The 23,160-nt window shown below is 46.9% G+C and carries 13 protein-coding genes; 6 read left to right on the top strand and 7 right to left on the bottom strand.

The genetic code is table 11. The features are described 5' to 3' along the window. The first annotated feature begins 33 nt into the window (after window positions 1-33). The 3 genes from NG792_RS18380 (at window position 34) to NG792_RS28980 (ending at window position 7,930) form a co-directional block, all read left to right on the top strand. Window positions 34-492: a peptidylprolyl isomerase gene (locus NG792_RS18380; RefSeq protein WP_261236342.1), complete on the top strand. Its 459-nt coding sequence runs from the start codon at window positions 34-36 to the stop codon at window positions 490-492. 5 nt (window positions 493-497) lie between these two features. After that, complete coding sequence (locus NG792_RS18385) at window positions 498-5,156, top strand: two-partner secretion domain-containing protein (protein WP_261236343.1); 4,659 nt, start codon at window positions 498-500, stop codon at window positions 5,154-5,156. 89 nt (window positions 5,157-5,245) lie between these two features. Continuing rightward, entirely contained in the window at window positions 5,246-7,930 is a 2,685-nt protein-coding gene (locus NG792_RS28980) for a CHAT domain-containing protein (RefSeq protein ID WP_261236344.1), read from the top strand. 114 nt (window positions 7,931-8,044) lie between these two features. Here NG792_RS28980 and NG792_RS18395 read toward each other — a convergent pair whose 3' ends face one another. From NG792_RS18395 to NG792_RS18410, 4 genes are all read right to left on the bottom strand, one after another. After that, window positions 8,045-8,731, bottom strand: coding sequence for a DUF928 domain-containing protein (locus tag NG792_RS18395; RefSeq protein WP_261236345.1), 687 nt, complete (start codon window positions 8,729-8,731; stop codon window positions 8,045-8,047). Between the two features lie 106 nt (window positions 8,732-8,837). Beyond that, window positions 8,838-11,336: a CHASE2 domain-containing protein gene (locus tag NG792_RS18400; protein ID WP_261236346.1), complete on the bottom strand. Its 2,499-nt coding sequence runs from the start codon at window positions 11,334-11,336 to the stop codon at window positions 8,838-8,840. 40 nt (window positions 11,337-11,376) lie between these two features. Next, window positions 11,377-12,834, bottom strand: coding sequence for a DUF1822 family protein (locus NG792_RS18405; RefSeq protein WP_261236347.1), 1,458 nt, complete (start codon window positions 12,832-12,834; stop codon window positions 11,377-11,379). Further along, the gene (locus NG792_RS18410; RefSeq protein WP_261236348.1) at window positions 12,824-14,719 is read right to left on the bottom strand and encodes a SigE family RNA polymerase sigma factor; all 1,896 of its coding nucleotides are present in this window, start codon (window positions 14,717-14,719) and stop codon (window positions 12,824-12,826) included. The genes NG792_RS18405 and NG792_RS18410 overlap by 11 nt, the downstream gene beginning before the upstream one ends. Window positions 14,720-15,494: 775 nt before the next feature. On the opposite strand from NG792_RS18410, the gene NG792_RS18415 reads away from it, so the two are divergent. Together NG792_RS18415 and NG792_RS18420 are read left to right on the top strand one after the other, a co-directional pair. Next, window positions 15,495-16,082 carry a sugar O-acetyltransferase gene (locus tag NG792_RS18415; RefSeq protein ID WP_261199255.1) on the top strand — a complete coding sequence of 196 codons (588 nt, stop codon included), beginning with the start codon at window positions 15,495-15,497 and terminating at the stop codon, window positions 16,080-16,082. A gap of 305 nt (window positions 16,083-16,387) precedes the next feature. Next, entirely contained in the window at window positions 16,388-17,446 is a 1,059-nt protein-coding gene (locus tag NG792_RS18420; protein ID WP_261236349.1) for an NAD(P)-dependent alcohol dehydrogenase, read from the top strand. Window positions 17,447-17,826: 380 nt separating this feature from the next. Here NG792_RS18420 and NG792_RS18425 read toward each other — a convergent pair whose 3' ends face one another. Continuing rightward, window positions 17,827-19,668: a sensor histidine kinase gene (locus NG792_RS18425; RefSeq protein WP_261236350.1), complete on the bottom strand. Its 1,842-nt coding sequence runs from the start codon at window positions 19,666-19,668 to the stop codon at window positions 17,827-17,829. Window positions 19,669-19,835: 167 nt separating this feature from the next. On the opposite strand from NG792_RS18425, the gene NG792_RS18430 reads away from it, so the two are divergent. Then, a complete protein-coding gene (locus NG792_RS18430; RefSeq protein WP_261236351.1) occupies window positions 19,836-20,027 on the top strand; it encodes a hypothetical protein in 192 nt (63 codons plus the stop codon). Between the two features lie 766 nt (window positions 20,028-20,793). Here the strand turns inward: NG792_RS18430 and NG792_RS18435 are convergent. Beyond that, the gene (locus NG792_RS18435; RefSeq protein ID WP_261236352.1) at window positions 20,794-20,964 is read right to left on the bottom strand and encodes a hypothetical protein; all 171 of its coding nucleotides are present in this window, start codon (window positions 20,962-20,964) and stop codon (window positions 20,794-20,796) included. Between the two features lie 54 nt (window positions 20,965-21,018). Next, window positions 21,019-22,980, bottom strand: a complete 1,962-nt coding sequence (locus NG792_RS18440; RefSeq protein ID WP_261236353.1) for a sensor histidine kinase — start codon at window positions 22,978-22,980, stop codon at window positions 21,019-21,021. Between the last annotated feature and the right edge of the window lie 180 nt (window positions 22,981-23,160).

The raw sequence follows: 23,160 nt of genomic DNA on the forward strand, positions 1-23,160 counted from the left end.
CAGACGGCTGTGCTCTAACTCTATAATTTCTCCTTGTCAAGTACAATTTATACCAAATTAGATGAGCTTACCCTGTATCCACGTATATTGGTAAAATGGTTAGTTGTAATTATTAAAAATAAGCTTAGGGAAACAATCCCATCCCTGACAGCAGAACAATTAAAACAAAAAATTGATAGCAATGAACAATCTTTTGAAACGTTGGCGCGGAAGCATTCCATCGCCCAGGAAGCAAATGCTAATGGAATGATGGGGCCAGTACGAGTCTCTACCTTGCCGGATGGTATCAAAACTGCCCGGGAAAATGCTACCCCTGGCGAGGCGATCGCGCCTGTGGAATTTGAAGGCACTTATGGATTGTTTCGGGTTGAAGAAATTCTCCCTGAACCCGAACTGAACGATAGTTTAAAACAAACTATCCGTAACCCCTTGTTTGAGAAAGGGTTGCAGGATAAACTAACAAAGATGACCCTTACCTTGGAGATGGATTGAAAACGGTGAAGCCCCCTGTTTATGATATCAAGCATCTACTCGCGCTCACGGTGACAATTTCTCTGGGTTGTTTTAGTACAACTCACGCCGCTTTCTCTCAAATTGTACCCGACGCTACACTTCCGGAAAATTCCACTGTCAGCCCTAATGGGAATATCATTGAAATTAATGGCGGCACCGTTCGCGGCAACAACTTATTTCATAGTTTCCAAGAATTTTCTCTGTTCACAGGCGAAACCGTATTTTTTAATAATAATTTAACCCTGGAAAATATCTTTTCCCGCATCACGGGCGGCAATCCTTCCAATATTGATGGGGTAATTCAAGCCAACGGTGCGGCAAATCTATTTTTACTTAATTCTAATGGCATCGTTTTTGGCCCTAACGCCCAACTCAACATCGGGGGTTCATTTTTAGCTTCAACCGCAAATCGCCTCAACTTTTCTGATGGGAGTTTTTTCAGCACCCAACCCACCCCGAGCGATTCCTTACTAACGATTTCGATACCAACCACCTTGCAGATGGATAACAATTCTGCTGAAATTCGTGTGGAAGGGGCGGGTCACAATTTTAGTTTAAATCCATTCACCGTAGAAATTATTCGAGGTGAACTTTCTGGAGGGTTAAGGGTACAACCGGAAAAAACGTTAGGATTTGTTGCAGGAAACGTTACTTTAAACGGGGGAAATCTAATTGCTGAAAGTGGAAATATTGAACTGTGGTCCGTGCAAAATGGAGCAGTTCAGTTCAACAATTTTAACGGACAATTTCAACTGGGAAATTCAGTAACTCCTCCGGAATATGGCACGATTCAACTTTTAAATGCTGCTTCGGTTGACGCCACGGGTTCCAGGGGTGGCCACATTCAAATCCAGGGAGGACAACTGCTGCTTACTGACGGTTCTACTATCTTAAACCAAACTGAAGGAGGGCAAACCGGAGGCGATTTGATTGTTAGAACATCAGAATCAGTAGAATTAATTGGCACTACTTTAGAACCGAGATTACCCGAAGGATTTTTAGAATCCTTAGCAGGAGAAGATGGAGAGATTCCCAGTCCGGAAGAATTGCCTTTTCCGCCGGATGGCTTGGTTTTTCCGACGACTATGGCAGTGGAAACAGTAGGAGAAGGAAATGCTGGCAATCTGCTGTTAGAAACGGGACAGTTAACGATTTTTGATGGCGCTTCAGTTTCTACTTCGACATTTGGAGCGGGGAATACGGGAACGCTAACAATTCGCGCTAGAGAGGCGATCGCGATTGAGGGATTTTCTATAGATGGATTGCCTGCTGGTATCTTTTCCACTGTCACCCCGGAAGTAAGTGGTTTGGGACAAACGATGAGTATTGAAACTCGCGAACTAACCATCGCAGTCGGAGGAACAATTGCTACGGGCACTTTTGGAACGGGAAGTGCCGGAGATGTGACGATAAAAGCGGCTAATTTTGTTGAAGTTCTTGGAGGCGTTATCTCTTCCCAGACGGAAGGATTGGGTTCTGGTGGTAATTTACTCATTGAAACGGGGCGAGTTTTGGTCAATGATGGGGGTGGAATATCAGCCTCTACTTTTACAGAGGGAGATGCCGGAAATTTAGATATTCGTGCGGTTGGTTCCGTTGAAGTTAGCGGAGGATTTCAAACCTCAGAAGATGAATTTTTTCCGAGTGGTATCTTCTCTCAAGTTAATTTTATTACCCAGGAAAATCCGGAAACTCAAGAAACGCAAATTTTTCCGGCGGTGGGTTTTGGGGGAAATCTAACTATTGACACGCAACGAGTAATTGTTGAAAATGGAGGCTTAATTTCCGCCTCTACAACCAGTGAAGGAGCCGGAGGAACCCTTAGCATTAATGCTACGGAGTTTATTGAACTCCGGGGAATTGCGCCGAATGGTACTCCTAGTGGCTTATTTGTGATTACGGAAGGAGAAGGAACGGCGGGGAATGCGATCGTTAATACTGCTCAATTAACCGCAACAGATGGCGGACAGATTGCCGCTTCTACATCGGGTTCGGGAAATGGTGGCACGGTGACAGTCAATGCCACGGAGTTTATAGAATTGCGCGGGGTAGGAATTTTACCCAATGGAGAAGTTGCACCCCCGGTTGCGGTATTAGCAGATGGAACCGTCGCACCCACTGATGAAGATGATATTTTGCGCAGTGGAATTTTTGCTCGCAGTCGAAATCAGGGGTTAGGAAATGCAGGGACGGTTAACGTAACTACTAATGAATTAACCCTCGCTGATGATGCCACCCTCACAGTCAGCAGTCGTCTGGGTGCAGAAACTGCCGCTGCTGGAGATTTGAATATTAATGCGGAAGAAATTAATTTAGACAAAGGCATTCTCACTGCTGAAACCAATGCGGGAGATAGCGGCAATATTAATATAGAAAGCGAGATTGTCCTGTTAGGCGATCGCAGTCAAATCACTACGAATGCTGACAGTACCACCGGGGGTAATATTCGCATTGAGACAGATATTTTAGCGGCATTGAACAATAGCGACATCACCGCTAACGCGCGACAAGGGCCAGGGGGTCGGGTTACGATTGAAGCACAAGGTCTTTTTGGTACCGAATTTCGCGATCGCGAAAGTTTTGCCACCAGTGACATCACCGCCACTTCGGAACTCGGTCCCGAATTTGATGGAATTGTCGAAATCAACACCCCCGACATTGACCCCAGTCGTGGGACGGTGGATTTAGAAGACGACATCGTAGATGTCGCCTCCTTAATTGATCGCGATCCCTGTCGCATTGTTCAAAACAGCGAATTTGTCCAAACCGGCAAAGGCGGTATCCCCCCCAGTCCCACGGATACCCTCACTCCTACCGATGCCTGGGAAGATTGGCGCGTCTTACAAGTTGAAGAAACTCCCGCTACCCTAGAACCCATCCCCAACACTCCCTCACCGGCACAAACTCGCCGCATCTCCAAAATTGCAGCAACCGGCATGAGACTCACCGATCGCGGTGAACTGGAACTGATTGCACCGGAATCTGCCGTTCCCCTCACGGATCAATCCTCACTCTCCCCCGGTTGCCTCTCGGCACAACAACCCAAAACCCTCCCTGCCACCCCCATCGCTGCCGTTCCCGAAACCCTTACTGTTGAAAGATTTGAACTGCGCGACAGCAGTGCCATTTCCCCGGAACAACTCGCCGCGATTACCGAACTTTACAGCAACCGCAATCTCACTTTTGCAGAACTTCAGGAAGCAGCAGAGGCGATCGCCCAGTTTTACCAACAACAAGGATATATCGGTTCCGGTGCGTTTCTTCCTCCTCAAATCGTGCGCGATCGCGTTGTCACCATTCAGGCGATCGAAAACCGTCTCGAAGATATCAGCGTTACCGGCAACTCCCAACTCAACAACCAGTATGCCACCTACGTGAGAAACCGTCTCAAATTAAACCCAGGGGACATCGTAAATGCCGACACCCTATTAGAATCCCTCTACCTGCTGCAATTCGACCCCCGCCTGGAAAAAATATCGGCTGAACTTGCTGCGGGGGTTGAACCTGATACCAGCTTCCTCGCTGTTAGAGTCGAAGATGCGCGATTTTTTAGCCCTCAATTGGCAATCGATAACGGGCGATCGCCTTCCGTTGGCAGTTTGCGTCGTCAAGCACAACTTACCCAATACAATTTGTTAGGACTCGGTGACATTGCCACCTTCAACTATGCCAATACCGATGGCAGTAACAGCTTAGAATTGGGTTATGCCGTCCCCCTCACTGCCAACAATGGCACCCTCAGTTTCCGTTACAGCACAGGAGATAGCAACATCGTCGAACCGCCTTTCGATGAAGTGGATATCGAAGCGAATTCTCGCACCTATGAACTCACCTATCGCCAACCCATCCTTCAACGGATTATTTCTCAATCTCCTACCCAATCCCTCCAAAATGCCAGTGACTTAATCCGCACAGAATTGGCGTTAGGAATTACCGCGTCCCGTCGTTCAAGTGAAACTTCTTTATTAGGGGTGAATTTCCCCCTTTCTCCTGGTGCAAATGACCAGGGTGAAACCCGGGTTTCGGCGATTCGATTCTTTCAAGATGCCTTATGGCAAGACAGTCAACAAATCTTGGCAGCGCGATCGGAATTCAGTTTAGGGGTAGGATTGTTTGATGCTACAATAAATGACAACGAACCCGATAGTCGATTTTTGGCATGGCGGGGACAGGGACAGTGGGTACGCCGAGTCGCGGGACTGGGAGGAAAACGCCAGGATCCGTTACTCATCCTACGCGGAGATCTCCAATTAGCGACCACTTCTTTACTCCCATTAGAACAGTTTAGCGTAGGCGGCTTCAATAGTGTCCGGGGCTATCGCCAAGATGCTTTACTGGTGGATAATGGTGCATTTGCTTCCCTGGAGTTCCAATATCCCCTTGTCGAGTTTCCTAAGTGGCAAGGCAGTTTGCAAGTGATTCCATTTCTGGATCTGGGGGTGGGGTGGAACTGGGATGAAGGAAATCGCGCGAACCCGGATAAAAATACGTTACTTTCTACCGGATTGGGTTTACAATTACAACTGGGAAATGATTTCTCCGCTCGCTTAGACTGGGGAATTCCTTTAGTTGAAATTGATTCGAGGGACAGAACGTGGCAAGAAAATGGGCTGTATTTTTCCGTGAGGTGGAATCCCTTTTAAAGCGGGGGTTTAGATTCTTCCTGTTAGGGATGTTGGGGGTAATTTTCGCTCTCGGCATCCCGGTATTGGAGATAGCACAGTCACGGGAAGTGTCCCAGACAATTTCACCACAAGCAACGCCTCAGCAATTAATGGAAAGAGGCAGGGAATTGTATCGGCGCGGTGGCTATTCTGACTATTCTGAAGCGGCAGAAATATTGCGACAAGCAGGGGATATTTATGCAGCAGAAGGCAACCGTTTAAATCAGTCTTTGGCATTGAGTTATTTGTCCTTAAGTTATCAAAAATTGGGACAATGGGAAGAAGCGCAGCGGGTGAGTGATGCTAGTCTGCAATTAGCGGGGATGGGAGGAACGAGAGGCGATCGCATTGCTCGTGCAGTAGCATTGAATAGTCAAGGTCATTTATTCTTATCTTTGGGAGAGGCAGAAACTGCCTTTGAACGTTGGCAAAAAGCCGCCGATGAATACCAACAACTGAACGATAAGGAAGGAAAAATCGGAGCGTTGGTGAATCAAGCTCAGGCGTTAGAGCAGATGGGGTATTATCGGCGATCGTGCAATACTTTATTGCAGGCAATAGGTGCAGAAAATCCGTCTTGTGACGAGATAAAAACCGAGGAAGATATTAAGTTGTTGCAAAACCGTCTGGCAGCAGAAAACAATGGGGGACTTAAGACGATCGCCTTGCGGAGTTTGGGCAATGTATTGCGCGCGATCGGCTATTTGGAGCAATCCCAACAAATTTTAAATTCCACTTGGGAAGTAGTTAGCCAAACTAATTCTAACACCGATAAAAGTTTAACTTTATTTTCTTTAGCCAATACCCAAAAAGCGTTAAGTAAGCAGCAAGAAGAGTATGGGGATAACCCAACCGCTCAGAATTATCGAGATAAAGCGGTACAAAATTATAACCAGGCGATTACCCTTGCACCTTCATCCCCTATCAAACTCTTAGCTCAATTAAATCTCTTCAGCTTGCTGCGTCAATCAGAAACTAATACAAAAGAATTACAAACCTTACTGGCGCAGATTCAATCTCAGATGAGCGAGATGAGACTGAGTAAACCGCTGGTGGAAGCGAGAATTAAGTTAGCCTGTAGTTTGATGCAGTGCGAGAAATTGGTGCAGGGAGAAACAGCAGAATTAGAACTGGTTTCCATTGAAGAGATTGATGGATTATTGCAGCAGGCGCTAACAGAAGCGGAGACATTAAAAGATGCGCGACTGAAATCTTATGCGATAGGGACTCAAGGGAAACGGTATGAATATTTCGTGCCACCGCAAGCGCAAAAACAGGGAGAAACTACTACTTGGGAGAAAGCGAAGACTTTAACCCAGGAGGCATTAGAGTTAGCGGTAAAGAGTAATGCACCGGAGTTAAGATATCAGTGGCAGTGGCAGATGGGACGGTTGTTAGCGGGTGAAGAAAACCTGGAAGATGCGATCAATAACTATACCGTTGCGGTGGAAACCCTAGATTCGCTGCGAAATGATTTATTAGCAGTTAATACCGATGTGCAGTTTTCATTTAGAGATAATGTGGAACCTATGTATCGGCAGTTTGTGGATCTGCTGTTACAATCTGCCGATGGAAATCGCGATCGCCTGCAAAGTGCAATTCAGTTTATTGATGCGCTGCAACTGGCTGAACTCGAAAACTTCCTGCAATGCAATCTCAGCGTTTCTAACTCCGGACAATTGCTAGATTCAGCCGCTCGAATTGAGCGATCGCTGAATGAAATTACCCGAGATGCTGCACTCATTTATCCCATTCTCTTGCCGAATCGGATAGAACTTTTGTTTAAATTACCAGCTCGACCCTTAGAACGTCATATCGTTCCCATTTCTCGGATAGAAGTGCAAGAAAATGTCACCCAACTCCGAGGTAAACTAGCCAATCCTTCATCTTTAGCAGAGCGGTTAGAGAGTTCTGATAATCTTTACCGCTGGTTAATTCAGCCTCTGGAACCCAGTTTAGAAACTAGCACTGAAATCAAAACTTTGGTTTTTATCTTGGACGGGGAGTTAAAAAATATTCCCCTCGCCGCATTATATGATCGCGCAACTGAAAAATATGTAGTGGAAAAAGATTATGCGATTGCTCTCTTGCCCAATTTACAAACTTTTGACTTAGAACAAAAGTCAGCCCAACGCCGGGTACTGGCAACAGGAGTTACAGAAGCTCTAACAGTAGAAAATAAAAATTTTCAAGCCCTTGAAGTCCGCACGGAACTAGAAAGTATTAGCAATCTAGTTTCGACTCAAATTTTATTAAACTCCGAGTTTACCCAGCCCCGCCTAAAACAAGAGTTAAATATCGGACCCTTTTCCATTGTCCACATGGCAACTCATGGACAATTTAGTTCAAATCCCCAGAATACTTATATCTTAGTTTATGGTTCAGCAGACTCCACCGGTGAATTAATTCGCTCTAACGAATTTGATAGACTACTTCGCGATCGCTCTCCCTCTACTACCATTGAATTGCTCGTTTTGAGTGCCTGCAAAACCGCCGATGGAGATAACCGCGCTACTTTAGGATTAGCGGGGTTAGCAGTCCGGGCAGGAACTCGCAGTACCCTGGCTACCCTCTGGCGAGTTCAGGATGACTCAACCACTCAACTGATGAAACAGTTTTATTTGGAATTTATCCAAAACGGACTCACAAAAGCTGAGGCACTTCATCGCGCTCAAAAAGCTTTATTAGAAAATCTTAACTATCAAAATCCGACATCGTGGGCATCTTACATTTTAGTCGGAAATTGGCGCTAAAGTTGCCCAGCTCTAGGAAGGAGGACAGAGCCTCAATAAATGGTGTAGGTTTAATTGATAAATTTCCCCTACACCCAAAAATAGGAGACTGATAGCTATACTACCAAAATGCTCTTACTCGTCGGCTTCTCCACTCACCACTGGGTTAATCAATGGCTCTTGACTCAAGTGTTCTCTGCCTAACGCTTGCAACAAATTCTCCCACGCTTCTTTAAATGCTTGGTTCTGGGGATTAGAGGCATAACTTTGAGCCACAAGGCTAACGGCATCGTACCAAATTCCCTCATTCATATAGGTGATGTATTGAGGAATCGAGGGATTTTTTAACGCAGCCTCCAGTTCTTCCGTCATCGGTTTGCGATGAATCCAGCCGTTAATTTCCACGTCTGGGCCATCAGTCCGGCGTTCTGAACAATAGGCGGTAAGATACCATCGATAGGTTTGATTAACCTCTAAAGCATAATCAGCCTCTTCGGGAAGCCTCAGTTGGATAATTCCTGGATTTTCACTGGGTTCTATTTGAGTTTTATAAATGGTGCGGCGTTCGCCTTTGTCATAGAGGGAAAACTCAATCAAATCCAAATTTTCTGGGGAATAAGGATTATAAAAGAAAAAAATCGGATATTCGCCTAGGGTAAAATCACTCTCGTTTCCATGATTAATGGCCGTTAGAGGTGTTTCCGTTGGTGGACAAGTTGATTCGGGTCGGCTTCCCGCTGGTTCAGAAGTTCCTCGTGGAGTTCCTGGATCGTTTCGTGGTGCGCCTTGGGCTACTTGCTGTCGTCCCACTTCCGTGCTCATGGAGCCCGGAACCCTCAGCATACTGGTCAGAGGAAAAACGCTCGCTAATAACAATTGAATCAGCAGTTTCATCATAGAAAATAGAAAGAGCAATCAGTGCATGATTTTAATCAAAAGACTTCAGCTTGAAAAAGGTATAGAAAGTCAAGCAGAAGGTGGGGGTTAAGAGAGTTAGAAGGGGGGGGATTAGTGGAATCCAGCCCCCTTGAGTTAAAGCCCACAAACAGATTCCATATAATATCAGAATAGCACCGCTAAGGGCTATCCATCGTTGTAAGGGTTGAGGAAAAAGCCAGACGAGCATTCCACCCAGAGATGACCATAATAACACCCAAAGTGCATTAACCCATTGAGGCCACCACCAGATCGAGGGCCGCTTATTTTCGCCCTTCAATTCGCCCTCAACACTACTAAGAATCTGGCTCACTACATGGGCATGAATGTTTAACCCGTTAATTTTCCCATAAGGGGTAGAAAACGACCTCTGTACCGTTGGAGCGGTCACACCAATCAAAACCACCTTTCCTTCAATTCGAGATGGCTTAAACGGATGGCGTTCTTCCAACAGATCTCGCACGGTAATTTGGTGAGCAATTTGATTCGGATCTGGAGTATGGCGATAACGAATCAGTATTTGATTGCCTTTGGCATATTCTCGCAAATTCTGGTATCCACCACTACGATTTGCGAGGGTTTGGATCCGAACTGGGTTAAATTTTGAGTCGCTATGGAAGAGGCTCAGGTCAATAGAGTGATGAGCTGTTAAATAACGCTCCACTAAATGCCAAACTAACGAGTAAGGAGTATGACATTTCGTCGGTTCGGGAACGGGATTATCACTGCGATATAAGAGATAGCGACGTAAGCGATTGTGCGGTGCGAAATCCCGATCATCAAACACATCCAGAAAGCCCACTTGTTGATTGCCCTCTAAGAGTCCCGGTAAAGGCGCTGTACTATTATCCAAACTATTTCCTATAAAACAGACTAAAGCTATATTTTTAGAAGCGTTTATATGATTGATTAGGGTGTCATGGCCACCGGAATAATTTTTATTTTCAACCGGCTGGTCCCGGATAATATTCAAACCTATGGCTGCTGGGTTATACCTGTTTATTTTTTCTAAAACTTCTGTTAAAATAGCATCGGGTAAAGGATTTCCATACAAGCTCAGATCGGTTTCATCAGCTCCCACAATTAAAAGCCTGCGATCTATATCTTCCACGGGAAGCCGCCTCATTAAGTGGTCAAAGGCTTGCAGTTCCCAACTTTGAAGTTTTCCTTGCCATTGTGCGCTTAGAACAAACAGCGCGATCGCAAAACTTACGGCTAAGGAGCGACCCAGTTTTCTCCATCCAATTTGATGACGGCGAACTGGAGAACGAGTGAGTTGATCCGGCGCTGGCTGTTCCCGATCGCTGAAAATACTTCCAGAATTGCTTACCTCTATCGGTTCGGAAATAGAAAAATTTTTCGGTTTCCTCCCGCGCAACTCCTCCCAGGTTGGCGGCACTTCGGCGGGATTCTGACAGATGATCGGCAAGCCGGTACATCCTGGAAAATCCAGAAATTCTTCTAAACATTTTTGCGATCGCCTGACTGCCGTATATAAATAGGCTCCAGCGGCATATTCTTTCAAAAATTCTTTTAAGAAGCACTGCGCCACCTGATCTGGAACGGGTTCTTTCATCACGATTGCGACTGGCAGTTGCAACGCCGCCAGCTTTTGAGCTAATCCTAATCCGTCACAAGAATTAAAAATTGCTAATTGCAACCCCTGGCGAATCGCCTCCTTTAAAGCCTCCTTAAACTGTCCAATTTCTAGGCTTTCACGTTCATTTATATAAATAATTCCCTCATTCCCTTTCGTTTGGCTATGACCGGCAAAAAAGAAAATATCCCATCCTCTCTTATCCCGTAACTTCTGAATGACTTCTGCTGCCGACGGTTGGTTTAACGGTTCTAACTCTACATCCGGCAGTTGCGCGATCGCCTGTTTGTCCGGTTCCAAATCAATGTTCTCGTTGTTGCCAAACACCGCCAAAATCCGCACCACAGCGCCTTGCTTATCACTGCGGGCGATCGGCTTGGGTTTCTGATACTCAAGCGGACTAAACCCAATTCCCACCTCGGGATACTTTATATTGTCAAATACATCCCATTCCAGCCAAGGCATTTTCCATAATTGGGGATCAGCTTGAATCATTATCCGAACGTGGCCTTTATTTTCCGCTAATTCTTCAACGACTTTTTCTCGGATTTGTTGCCATCCTGCATCAACAGTATGCAAAAGCCAAGTTTTCATATTTTGTTCTAACAACTTAGCAAACTTGCGGCAAGCTTCCAGATCGTCATCACCGCCCACCTGTTCAGGTAAGTCGTCCTCAAAACCCCAGTCCAACTCCTCACCCCGATTTGGACTATTTAACCGGCAAAAACGCGTTTGCCAGTTAAAATAATATCCTTCCAAATGCAGATGAGGTGGAAGATAACCCGACTTATCTACAGAAGGAAAACCGCCGCAGTCGTGCCAAACTTGTAACCCCACAGAAAATCCGCTGTCAAAATTACCACAAATTATTTTTAAAACAATCACTTTTTCCATGACTGTAGCTCCCTATTAATTTGCTTGAAGGCGGCAGATTTTAGGCGACAAACTCCTCCGTAATGCTAACCTCATTCAGTGAAACTCTGACCTGAAATCGAGTGCCAGAACGCGGACTAAACCGCAATTGAATCAAATTATCTGTCCCTTCTCCTTCCTCATCACTTCGAGTTTCCACTTCTCGCTTCGTTTCCCCCGATTCCGAAAGCACGCTCAATTTTAGATGGGGTGGCAATTTCCTTCCCTCAATCGGTTGGACTTGCAAAAACACGCCGAGTTTGTCATCATTTCTGGGCATAATTGCCACAATCAGCGCCACGGAATGACCCTCTAACTGCATTCCAAAATCCAGGTATCTAGCTTTTCTAATTCCTGCTTGAGGATGACCTGGACTAACTTTACCCAAACTTAGTGCCGCTTGCCAACGGGTTTCTTCATCGCGAGCCGTATGCAACAATTGGATTAAGGCATCGATCGCCTCGGGATTACCCACTCCAAGTTCTCCTAATACCCCCGCAGCATGACGACGAGTCTGTTCGATTTGGTGGGGTTCCAGCAACCGAATCACCGGCGCGATCGCACCCACAACGTCTCCTTTTCCTCGCACTGCGCTGGGTTCCGGTGGAGATACCAACGCCTCAAACTGTTGCCATCCATCTTCTAAGGTATTCTTTCCCAATTCAAGCACATTCTCTAACCATTCTCGTAATTTCACCGGCGTTGTTTTTGCCGCTACTGTCTCTAATTGTCCCATGCGCCGATCGCACAGTTGTTGTCTGAGGCGATCGTCTGTTAGCAGCGCTGCCCATTTCTCAAAAGGTACTTGTAATTGTAAACGCGGCGAATACAGGGAGGCATCTCCCAACTGCTCTAACCATTGTTTTGCCTCTATTTCTGATAACTGTGGCAACGGTTTCACCGCTTCGCGCACTTGAAGTCCCAAAGTTATCTCCATGACCGTTAAATCTTCAGTTAATTCTGCCAGGGGGACCGAATAACTGCGATTGTTTGCATCATATTTTCCTTGATTTTTTACCTGGCGATGAGTAGCAAATCCCTCTACTTCGAGCCAACAGTCATCTTCATCCCCTTCCAAACTGACCTTCACCGCTAAATAATAATCTCCGATCCAGTTGGGATTGTCTACCCATTCCTGGGGTACGATTAAGGATTCGGGTTCTATTTCATCCGATGGAATCAGAATTAAGCGAGTTTTACCCAGTTGAATGGCAGTACCATTGACGAGTTCTAAAATACTAAGTAATGTGGCTTCACTCGGCCAAATTGAGGGATTAGGTAACTCTTCTTCTAATGCCCATTCCTCCACCCAAGGTAAGAAAGTTTTGACACTCAGCCAGTTGAGATAAGCCTGATACCGAGCGATCGCATTAGAATGGCGATCGGCAAGCTCCCATCCTAATTCTTGGTCATCCGGTGCAATCTGCAACAGTAACGATTCTCTTTCCATGCTGCTTGTTTGTGCTAGACTAAATCTCATTTTCTTGTACTCCTGCTTCAAAAACATAAAAATTTTTTAACCAATTTTCTACAATTTGATTAATCTTCTTCCGTTCTTCATTTCCAGTTAGGGCAATATCCAAGCAGTCGGCAGTCCACTGGATTAAACCCTCTTCTAGTTGACATCTTCCTTCCCACAATAGAGTAAGCTCTGGGGCTTCACTTTCTTCCCGATTTTGCTCTATCTGTTCCCGAAGGACGGACTGTTTATAATAAAGTTGCAAACCCTCCTGAATGCTATCTGGAAGCCCCTTAAGTTGATGGATTAATGCTTCTTTAAGGGGTGTTTGATAAAAAATATGCAACCAGTGGTTAACATACTCTTTCATCCACTTCCCTATACAGTTTAGTAAAAAAATATGCAATTGTGTTTCAATAGAGGCAAGTTTCGCTTTGACTTCATCTGCGGAACATCCCCAGCGATCGCCAATTACGCTAACAACCAGTTTTTCTCCATAACGCAGGGACAATAACTCTCGTTCTGCTCCAGTAAGCTGTTTTAAAGATTCCACTAAAGCCGCGTGAATAATATCCGCACGATTGGGGGAAGGAAAGTATTTCTGCAACCACTCCGTAACATAATCAGACACCCATCCTTCGGGCTGACTTAATTGAGTTAAAGCCTTCAAAAGCGGTTTTGTATATTTATTCGTCAGGTCCCGACTGACTTTACATTGTTGGATGCCACACAGAACAGCAATCTGCTTTTGAGTCAAGCCAAATCCGTATTTAAGCGGCAGAATTTTAGCTTTGTCGATTAACCAAATGCGTTCGCTCAGTGGCACTTCGATAATATTCCCACACCGTTTTAGTTCGGTTTCCAAGAGTTGCTTAATTTCCTCGGTTTGATTAAACCATGCCAAAGATAGCTCATCTTCCCCGAATTCCCCCCAAGCCGAATCTTCTGGTTCGGTTTTGGGGTCAGCAATTTCTATTCCTAGCTTGGCATTTAGTTCGTCAAGAGAACAGGTTTGATATTCTAAATTTTTGCACTCTTTTACCGCTTCAAAGCAGCTTTCCATCCAGCGTTGAATCTGTTCTGCCGTTACTGGATGGGGATTAGATGCCACTTCAGGCGGTGCGGAAGGTAAAAGCCTTTCGGCATTATAACAGTGGGCAGTTTCGGCAAAATCTTCCGGTTGGGGGAGCGGCCAAGTTTCTCCGCGTCTTCTCGTTCGCCCTTTAACTCGGTTGAAAAAATAAACCTTGGTGAAATATTTCTGGGCAAAGAGAATCTGCGATATTTCTCTTTGTCCATAGTGGGCAGTTTCCAAGGCATTTAATAATTTTTTTTCAGACGTCTTGCAGACTAAGCGCCAATATGAGTAGCGGCCCACCGCAGTTTCGGATTTAATCGTTCTCGTTAAAACTTCGTGCAAGTAAGTGGAAAGTTTGGCGCTTCCTTTGGTTTGAAACTTCCTTAAAATGTCTGCCAATTTTTTGGGATTATAAATAAAGGCGCGGGCAATTGTCAGGGTTTCTTCCCAAGACACTTGGGAATGTTTATGGGCGATCGCTTTGGCCGCTTGATGACAAATGGATTCATAGTAACTCGCTAAATGTTGGAATGCCAATTCGTGGCGATTGGCCGGTTCCCACTCTTGTGGCGGCGGGGGATTGAGCGCGAAATTTATCCAGAACTGTTCTAATTGTTCTTCTAAATCCCCAGCGTCGCGCAACCGGGGAAAGTGGGGGTCGTGGGCAGCATATCGCTGAAGGTTGCGCCTCAAACGGGGTTCTGCTATCCATTGCAACACCACACGCCCCTGGTGATTATCCACCATCAGATAGGTAGAAAATCGGTCGGTATTATTGGACCGTTGGGGTGGGTTGGGCATTCCATCGCGCTGGAAAGGAGTTGACATTCTTGTTCTGCCTGGGGAAATCATGTGAGATACGGGAAATGAGTTTTTTGACGGCTATCGGTTTACTAGGCGACTCCGCCGTGAATTATGCAAGGATGCTGCCAATGTTGGCTGACTCTAGCAGATGGACCCGCGCGATCGCTACTGGGGTCACACCCCCTTTTAGGTAGTTTATTAATAATCTGTAACTCAGCAAAGGAAAAAGTTTTCTATCGTTGCATATTTGCTTTTGCTCCATCCCAGTGACTTTGTTGTCGGGCGATCGCCCTGTGTCTCTCAGGCCGAGTGTAAAGGAATGTTACAAACAAACCCCTCAGCCGTAAAAGTCGCGGATTTTTACCCAGAGAAGAAACACAGAGGTTGCTTAATCACGCGGTTGAAAGCAGAATCCTTGGCTTCGCCCACTGCATTCAGAGAACTGCTCATAGCGGGGGCCCGGTTGCAGAACAAGATGCCCCAAAGCATAATCACTAACCATTGAGACCCATCCTCACGGCTGAATGTGGGCCGTAGACTTTGGAGGATTTGCTCAACTCGCTGTTGAGTGTGCTTAATAGGAGCACTGGTTAAGCTTAGACTCTTGAACAGTATGACTTAGGGACGGGTTTTAGGCCGGTCCCTTTTTTTGAGGCCCCATGAAAGACCGAGGAGGGGTTATACAGAACTTTTAACTGTCCAGTAGAATAACATCATTGAATTTGTCTCTAGTAAGCATTTAGCGAATTAGAGATCCAACAGGCGAGGAATCGCACCTACTATAGTTGAGCAATAACCCATGAATCAATCGAACGCCGAGAAATCGATGTGCCAAAGAATGCTGGCAGGAGAGCCTTATCTGGCAACCGATCCCGAACTGGTGGAGTTGCTTGTGCGATCGCAACGAATTTTACATACTTTCAATCTCTCAGTTCCTGATGCCACCGAAGAACGACAATCGCTCATCCAAGAACTGTTTGGGGCGATTGGAGCAGGTTCTGAAGTTAAACCTCCATTTCGATGCGACTACGGCTTTAATATTTTTGCAGGGGAGCGCCTGTTTATCAACTACGATTGCGTAATTCTCGACTGCAATACAGTCCGCCTGGGCGATCGCGTCCTGATAGCACCCAAAGTGCAAATCTACACCGCCACTCATCCGCTCAATCCCACTCAGCGCCAAGAGGGATGGGAGTCTGCTTTGCCAGTGGAAATCGGTAGCGATGTTTGGATTGGCGGAGGTGCGATTATCTGTCCTGGGGTTACCATTGGAGATGGCGCTACCATTGGCGCGGGGAGTGTCGTGACGCGAGATGTGCCGCCGAGGGTCGTGGCGGCGGGAAACCCCTGTCGGGTGATTCGCCACCTCGATAGTGAGATCCCATAATCCGTCATCCGTTTACAGCTTTGTGCCAGAGTCGAATCAATGCCAAGGGTCGCACTTTGGAGGGACTCCACTCCGGCGGTTGAGACAGGCGATCGCCTCGCCACAGACAGACCCGAACGGAATTTTCTAATCAATTTAACTTGACCCCAATGCGGTAAACAGACCAAAATAGTATCCAAGCTACCCTTCCTTTAAAAAAATCCCATCCCACTGATAGAGCAACCCCTCCCTGTTCAGTCTTTACAATGGGGAGCGCAACCTCGACGCCATTCAAGTCCAGGAATCCCAAAAAGGAGCATCAATTTATGTACAAAACAAAAGCTTATTCCGCTGCCAGTGCAACATCGCCCCTAGCCTCCGATACTATCCCAAGGCGCGATCCCACCGAACATGACGTCCAGATTGAAATCCTCTACTGCGGCATCTGCCACTCCGACCTCCATTCGGTGCGCAACGAGTGGAGCAACGTCATGGCTACAGTCTATCCCATTGTTCCCGGTCATGAGATCGTGGGCCGCGTCACCCAAGTTGGTTCGGCAGTTACGAAGTACAAGACGGGCGACCTCGCTGGGGTCGGCTGCATGGTCGAGTCGGACGGGACCTGCCCCCATTGCCAAGACGGTCTTGAGCAGTTTTGCTCAAACCTGACCCTTACCTTCAACTCCCCGGACAAGCACCTTGGAGGTGTTACTTATGGGGGCTACTCCGATAGCATTGTCGTGGATGAACGCTTCGTTCTGCGCGTTCCCACGAACCTCGATCTCCCTGGAGTCGCGCCACTCCTGTGCGCCGGAATCACAACCTACTCGCCCCTGCGTCACTGGGGGGTCACCAAGGGCCAGAAAGTTGGCGTAGTCGGTCTTGGCGGATTGGGACACATGGGTGTGAAATTTGCTCATGCCTTCGGTGCGCAGGTCGTTGTCTTTACCACCTCACCCAACAAGACGGAAGACGCACTCCGCCTCGGTGCTGATGAAGTAGTCATCTCCCGCAATACGGACGAGATGCAGAAACAGGCGGGTAGCTTTGATTTCATCCTCGATACGGTCTCGGCCCAGCACGACATTAACGCTTATCTCAACCTACTGCGCCCTGATGGGAACATTACCCTTGTCGGCGCACCTGAGAAGCCTCTGGAAATCTCAGCATTCAACCTGCTCATGGGCCGCCGCCGTCTCTCCGGCTCAAATATTGGTGGCATCCCTGAAACCCAGGAGATGCTGGACTTTTGCGGCGAGCATAACATCACTGCTGATGTTGAAGTTATCCCCATCCAAAAGGTCAACGAAGCTTATGAGCGACTGCTCAAGTCTGATGTCAAGTACCGCTTCTGTATTGATATGGCATCGCTTAAATCGGAATAGTCCTCAATGAGGCCACTTCCCCTGACCCGCATAACGGACAAACCACAGAAAAAATCAATTTTTTACCAGGGGATCATTTGAGGAAAGCAAGTATTTACTCGGCCCCGGGTGATGTACGCATTCATAGGGTTCCCGAACCTGTAATATCAAGGCCGTTTGATTAACCTAAAAAAACAGTTCTTTCTCTTGTGCCCCATCCGGGCAAAGGATGGGGGGAAAGGGGGTTAGGTCTGTATGGGTGCGCGTGCAAATATGATATGATGCTAATTTAGCTCGGCGCGAGATGCAGGTAAATCAAGTGTGGGCGATCGCCGGTTTGATAATTTGCCCTTTTATTTTCCTGTGCCTCTTTTTTTTGATGGCCAACGGCCCCGAAAACTCTAAGACGCCTCGGGTTTGTGAACTACTGCGGGAAGGCGGCAGGTGAAACTAGACCCTACTCCGGGTTGACTTTCTACGGTAATACTTCCCCCCATCATCTGACAGAAATTCTGACCGATCGCCAACCCTAAACCCGTCCCCCCATATTTGCGGGTATATTTCTCATCCGCTTGGACGAAAGGCTGAAATATTTTCTCAATTTGTTCTGGAGTCATGCCAATCCCCGTATCAGTGACGGTAAATACAAAGATTGCTGCATCGGGATTTGGGTCCAGTTCTCCATTGACGGTAACGGCTTCAATCCGCTCTACGGAAAAGGTAATTTGTCCATTGTGGGTAAACTTGGCGGCATTACTGAGCAGATTAAACAGCACCTGCTTAACCTTGGTGCGATCGCCAATCATCGTCCCCAGTTCATCCCCATACTTTACCTCTAGTTGATTGCTATTTTTCAGAATTGATAAGTGGGTATTGCTTTGCACTTCGGCAATCAGGGCCGTCATATTAAACCGTTCTAAATAAAGCTTTGTATGACCCGCTTCAATTTTAGAAATATCCAGAATATCACTAATAATTGTGAGTAAATTCAAACCGGACTGATGAATTTGCTCTAAATCCGACACAAACTCCTCTAATCCGTCTTCCTGAGCTTGATCTCGCAACAGGTCACTATACCCAAGAATCGCATTTAGGGGTGTTCGCAACTCATGACTCATGGTGGCTAAAAACATACTTTTAGCATGACTCGCCGCTTCAGCGGCTTCCTTGGCCTGTTCTAATTCTAATTGAGTTAATTTATTCGCCGTAATATCCCGAATAATTGCTAAGACTTGTTGATGACCGCTGACCACCATGCGGACTTCAAAATAACGGCGGGTTTCATTAATAAACCAATCATATTCAAATACCTGAATATCATGGGTTGCCAGGGCAATCTGGACATATTTAAAATACAGACGGGCTAATCCTGGGGGTAAAATACTGTCGAGATTTTGAGTTAATAAGTCTCCCGCCGGTCGCAGCAGGGTATCCCCCCTGCCCCCCTTAAAGTCCATGAAAGTCCCGTCTTGACTAAATTGCAACATTAAGTCGGGAATCGCCTCTAAAAGGGCGCGATTTTTGGCTTCACTTTGGTGCAGAGCTTCCGCACGCTCCTCTAGGGTGGCGATCGAGGTTTTGAGTTGCTCGGTCATGCTATTAAAGGATTCCGCCAGCAGGAAAAGCTCGTCATGGCTGCCCACCACGATGGTTTGATCCAGGTCCCCTTCGGCAAGGCGCTCAGTCGCTGCGGTCATTTCCTGTAAAGGTCGGGTGATGGAACGCGCCAGGAATAAGGCGAAGAGGGTACCCGCTAGGGAGGCGCTCAAGGCGGCGATGACCCCTTGATTCCGAACGGCTGCCATTTTTTCCCAGAGCTGGGCAGTGGAGAGGCCAATACTAACGGCTCCTAGGAGTTGCTCATCTCGGATGACTGATTTCCCAGCAATCAGGCGATCGCGTTCCCATTTAAAGACGGTCTGCTTACTGTTAACCAAAATCACGCCAAAGGCATCGGGTTCGGTATTGTAACGCCAAATATCATCGCTATAGATATCGGCCACAATTCGTCCATCTGCGCCATAGATGCGGCCAACGACCAAAATTTGCTCACTGCCGAGTTGTTCTAGAATTTCTTCTAAAAAGTCCGCCTGCTGGTTCTGGAGTGCATGAGCGGTGGTGACCGCTAAGGTCGTCACTACGATCTCGGCTTGATTTTCGAGTTCGCTGCGAAAGTTTTGTTGGGTGCGGCGAAGGAAAAGCCCGGTGACGCTCCCCACGGTGAGGATTGCTAACGTGGTCATGGCTAACGCTAGTTTACTGGCAAGGGAAAGCCCTTTTTTCCTGTTAAAGATAACCATCCCACTCACCTATGTTTTAGCCTGGGATATAACTCCGGCATTTCGACCTGAGGTCGATCCCGAGCCACTTTATCAAGTTGGGCAGTTTCTGCAAACTGGGGGAGTCGAGCTTGGACCTTTTGGGGGTGGAGTATATGGGGGTGGGGAGTATTGATGCGATCCCGGAGAATCGGGCGATCGCCGTCGCTCCTCGGGACCCTGATGAAACTGGATGGCGAGATGTCTTGGGACGATGCGGGTACGGATTGACAACCCCAATTGATCGCCGTGGCGATCGCACTTACCGGCGCGATTGTTCTTAAGTCGGTTTTGAACATGAGGTTAGGGTTTGGGTTTGTACAGCGATGGTAGATTAAGAACTCAATGGTATTATGAAATGCTCGCCCACCGATGCCTGAAGGGAGCGCTACGCCTTCGGTTGATTGAGAGTCCCTGAATCCAAATGGGCCTAGATGGGCGATCGCCACTCAATGAGCGCTTGAGAGCCACCGCTGTTTTTTCCCAGCAAAGGGCGCTCTGGTTTGGACGAAGCAAACAGTCCCAGGGGAATTGGCTGGAACCCCATTTATTACTCGGGGGTAAACAACCGGGGTTCTTCACAAAATTTTTACTCATGAGTCACGTTCTGTGGGCCCCCAACCCGCTTTCTGGTCCTATTTATCTGAGCCTGTTACCGATACCCTAGATGCTCAACCTTTGCTCCTGTCAGCTTTCAGGTTCCGACCTTCGGGGCGATCGCGAGTAGTTATGCTCACGGATTACCCTGGGTTCGACCGGATTGGCTGCCCCTTCTAACTCAATCCGATGCCAAATACTTAAATGACTCGATCATTCTACCAAATCCCTTTGACTCGATGTCGAGTCACTCACTCCCTCAGCAATTTTACGGATTTTTTTTCAGGACCCCGAAAAATTTTCAGAAAAACTTAAGCTCTTGCTTTAAATTCCTTGAAAAAAGCGTTAAACTCTGCATACCAATTCTGAAACGTTGCACCAGGAAGATGTTAAAAATTCTGCCATAGAAACGAAATCCGGTGCCACTTTCGGGGGAGAACTCCCCCAGGAAACTTAGAGTAAAGGTCCCTCCGTAAAATCCACAGGAGAGTTCGGGGTGATGCCGAGATGGGGATGATGGCGATCGCACTCAAACCCGCACCTGATCTGGGTATCTAAGGCGATCGCACAGCCCGAAACATTTGGGTTTTTCCCCTCCGAGCAAATATTGCCCTCTCCCCTCAAAGACTGGGCAATTCTTCCCTAGAGGCCCTTGCTCTATCTCCGAACCCCCTCAGCTTAATTATACTTTTCTACCGACCAAGATACATTCTTGGGAGGTTTGACAATCACTGGGAGACAGACGGTAAAGGTTGAGCCACTATCCGACTGACTGTCCACAAAAATCTTACCCCCCATCAACTTGCAAAACCGTTGACCGATCGCCAAACCCAAACCCGTCCCGCCATATTTGCGCGTTGTGGAGGGGTCCGCTTGGGCAAAAGCCTTAAAAATATACTGCTTCTGTTCCGGGGTGATTCCGATTCCCGTATCTTTCACGCGAAAAATTGCATATTCCGTCGAGTTTACTTCCTCAGATTCTGTGGGAGATTCAGCAGGAGAGGGGGTGGGAGATTGAGTGGGTTCATCCTTCGCTGTTTTTTCCTTTTTAATCTTTTTAACGGACATAGAAATCATCCCTGATTCCGTAAATTTGGCCGCATTACTGAGCAGATTTAACAACACCTGCTTAACCTTGGTGCGATCGGCATACATACTACCCATATTGCGCGGGCATTGGATTTCCAGGCTATTCCCATTTTTCTGGACTAAGGGCAAAACTGTCGTTTGCACTTCTAACAGCAAGGTTGAAATATCAAAAGTTTCTAAGCATAACGTCATTTTCCCCGCTTCTAGCTTAGAAATATCCAGAACGTCGCTGATAATTCCCATCAGATTTTTTCCGGCTTGTCTGATTTTGTCTAGGTCGGAAATAAAATCTTGATAGCCCAAATCCTCCGCCTCTTCCTCCAACAAATCCGTATAACCAATAATGGCATTAAGTGGAGTTCTCAGCTCGTGACTCATGTTAGCGAGGAAGACACTTTTGGCATAATTGGCGGCTTCGGCGGCTTCCTTGGCTTGTTGCAATTCAAATTGAGCTAATTTACCTTCGGTAATATCCCGAACAATCGCCAGCACTTCATCTTGCCCACAAACCGCAAATCGGGCTTCAAAATGGCGACGCTTGCCGTTGATAAACCACTCATATTCAAAAATCTGAATTTCCCGCGTTTGTAAGGTGCTATTAACGTATTTTAAATAAAGATCGGCCAGTTCGGGCGGAAAAACTAATTCCACGCTTTTTTGTAACAATTCCCCTTGGGGTTTTAAGATGGTATCGCCTCTTCCTCCTTTGTAATCAATAAAAGTGCCATCTTCGCTGAATCCAAACATTAAATCGGGAATTGCCATGAGCAATGCCACATTTTTAGCTTCGCTTTGATGCAGATCCGCAGTGCGATCGGCCATGTTTTCAAATAGCTCTCGCAGGCGATCGCTCATGGTGTTGAACGAGTGAGTCAGCAGGCCGATTTCCTCATAGGCAGGAATTTCAATGGTTTGGGTGAAGTCCCCTTCGGCAATCCCTTCCGTGGCAGAACCCAACTGGTACAAAGGTCCGGTGATCGACTGGGCGAGTTTTCGTGCCACAATCACGGCCACAAATCCAGTGACCAGAATTGCTACAAGTCCCGTCGCGATCGCCTCCAACATTTTCCGCTCCAACAGGGCCTTAGAAAGCTCAATCCGCACAGCTGCAACAGGAGTACCTTCTACGATGACTGCTTTCCCCGCAATCAAACGGTTATCCTGCCAACGAAATAGAGTTCGCTCTGTCTCTAGCAGTTGGCCCACAAAAGGTTCTACTTCTGGGCCTACACGCTCCTGGGGAGAATCCTCGGCGATGACTTGTCCGTCAGTTTGATAAATGCGGGTAGAAAGCGCAATTTCTCGTCGCTGGTTCTCCTCAACGAGAGTTTGCAGAAACTTTTCGTTCCCTCCCGTGACGGCATTACCGACACTAATGGAGATTGTCTCTAGCAACTGATCGGCTTGTTGTTCGAGTTGTTTGCGCAGAGTCTGTTGCTGACTCCAAATCGAGATCGCTGTAATGGTCGCCATCGCGACAAGGGTTAAGGTCGTGACAGAGACGGTGAGCTGGGTAGTCAGGGACCGTTTTTTTTCGATGAAGTTTCCCATGAAAATGATTTGTTTAGACCCGCCTAGACCCCACCTGGGAATGTCTCGTTGTCAAGACAAACAGTATGGGGCTTGAATTGCCTCTATTATGAACTTTTTTACCTTTTATTGTTCGACTTCGATTAACACCCTTGCGAATGGTTATAAGCTAATTTGACAGCTTTGACGTTAATCTGTTAT

The sequence above is a fragment of the Laspinema olomoucense D3b genome (assembly GCF_025370785.1).
GTDB lineage: Bacteria > Cyanobacteriota > Cyanobacteriia > Cyanobacteriales > Laspinemataceae > Laspinema > Laspinema olomoucense.

Excerpts from the sequence above, each read along its gene's own strand:
- NG792_RS18395 (WP_261236345.1), bottom strand. The coding sequence starts at position 8,731 with ATGAGCACGGAAGTGGGACGACAGCAAGTAGCCCAAGGCGCACCACGA.
- NG792_RS18400 (WP_261236346.1), bottom strand. The coding sequence starts at position 11,336 with ATGGAAAAAGTGATTGTTTTAAAAATAATTTGTGGTAATTTTGACAGC.
- NG792_RS18405 (WP_261236347.1), bottom strand. The coding sequence starts at position 12,834 with ATGAGATTTAGTCTAGCACAAACAAGCAGCATGGAAAGAGAATCGTTA.
- NG792_RS18410 (WP_261236348.1), bottom strand. The coding sequence starts at position 14,719 with ATGTCAACTCCTTTCCAGCGCGATGGAATGCCCAACCCACCCCAACGG.
- NG792_RS18415 (WP_261199255.1), top strand. The coding sequence starts at position 15,495 with ATGAATCAATCGAACGCCGAGAAATCGATGTGCCAAAGAATGCTGGCA.
- NG792_RS18420 (WP_261236349.1), top strand. The coding sequence starts at position 16,388 with ATGTACAAAACAAAAGCTTATTCCGCTGCCAGTGCAACATCGCCCCTA.
- NG792_RS18425 (WP_261236350.1), bottom strand. The coding sequence starts at position 19,668 with ATGACCACGTTAGCAATCCTCACCGTGGGGAGCGTCACCGGGCTTTTC.
- NG792_RS18440 (WP_261236353.1), bottom strand. The coding sequence starts at position 22,980 with ATGGGAAACTTCATCGAAAAAAAACGGTCCCTGACTACCCAGCTCACC.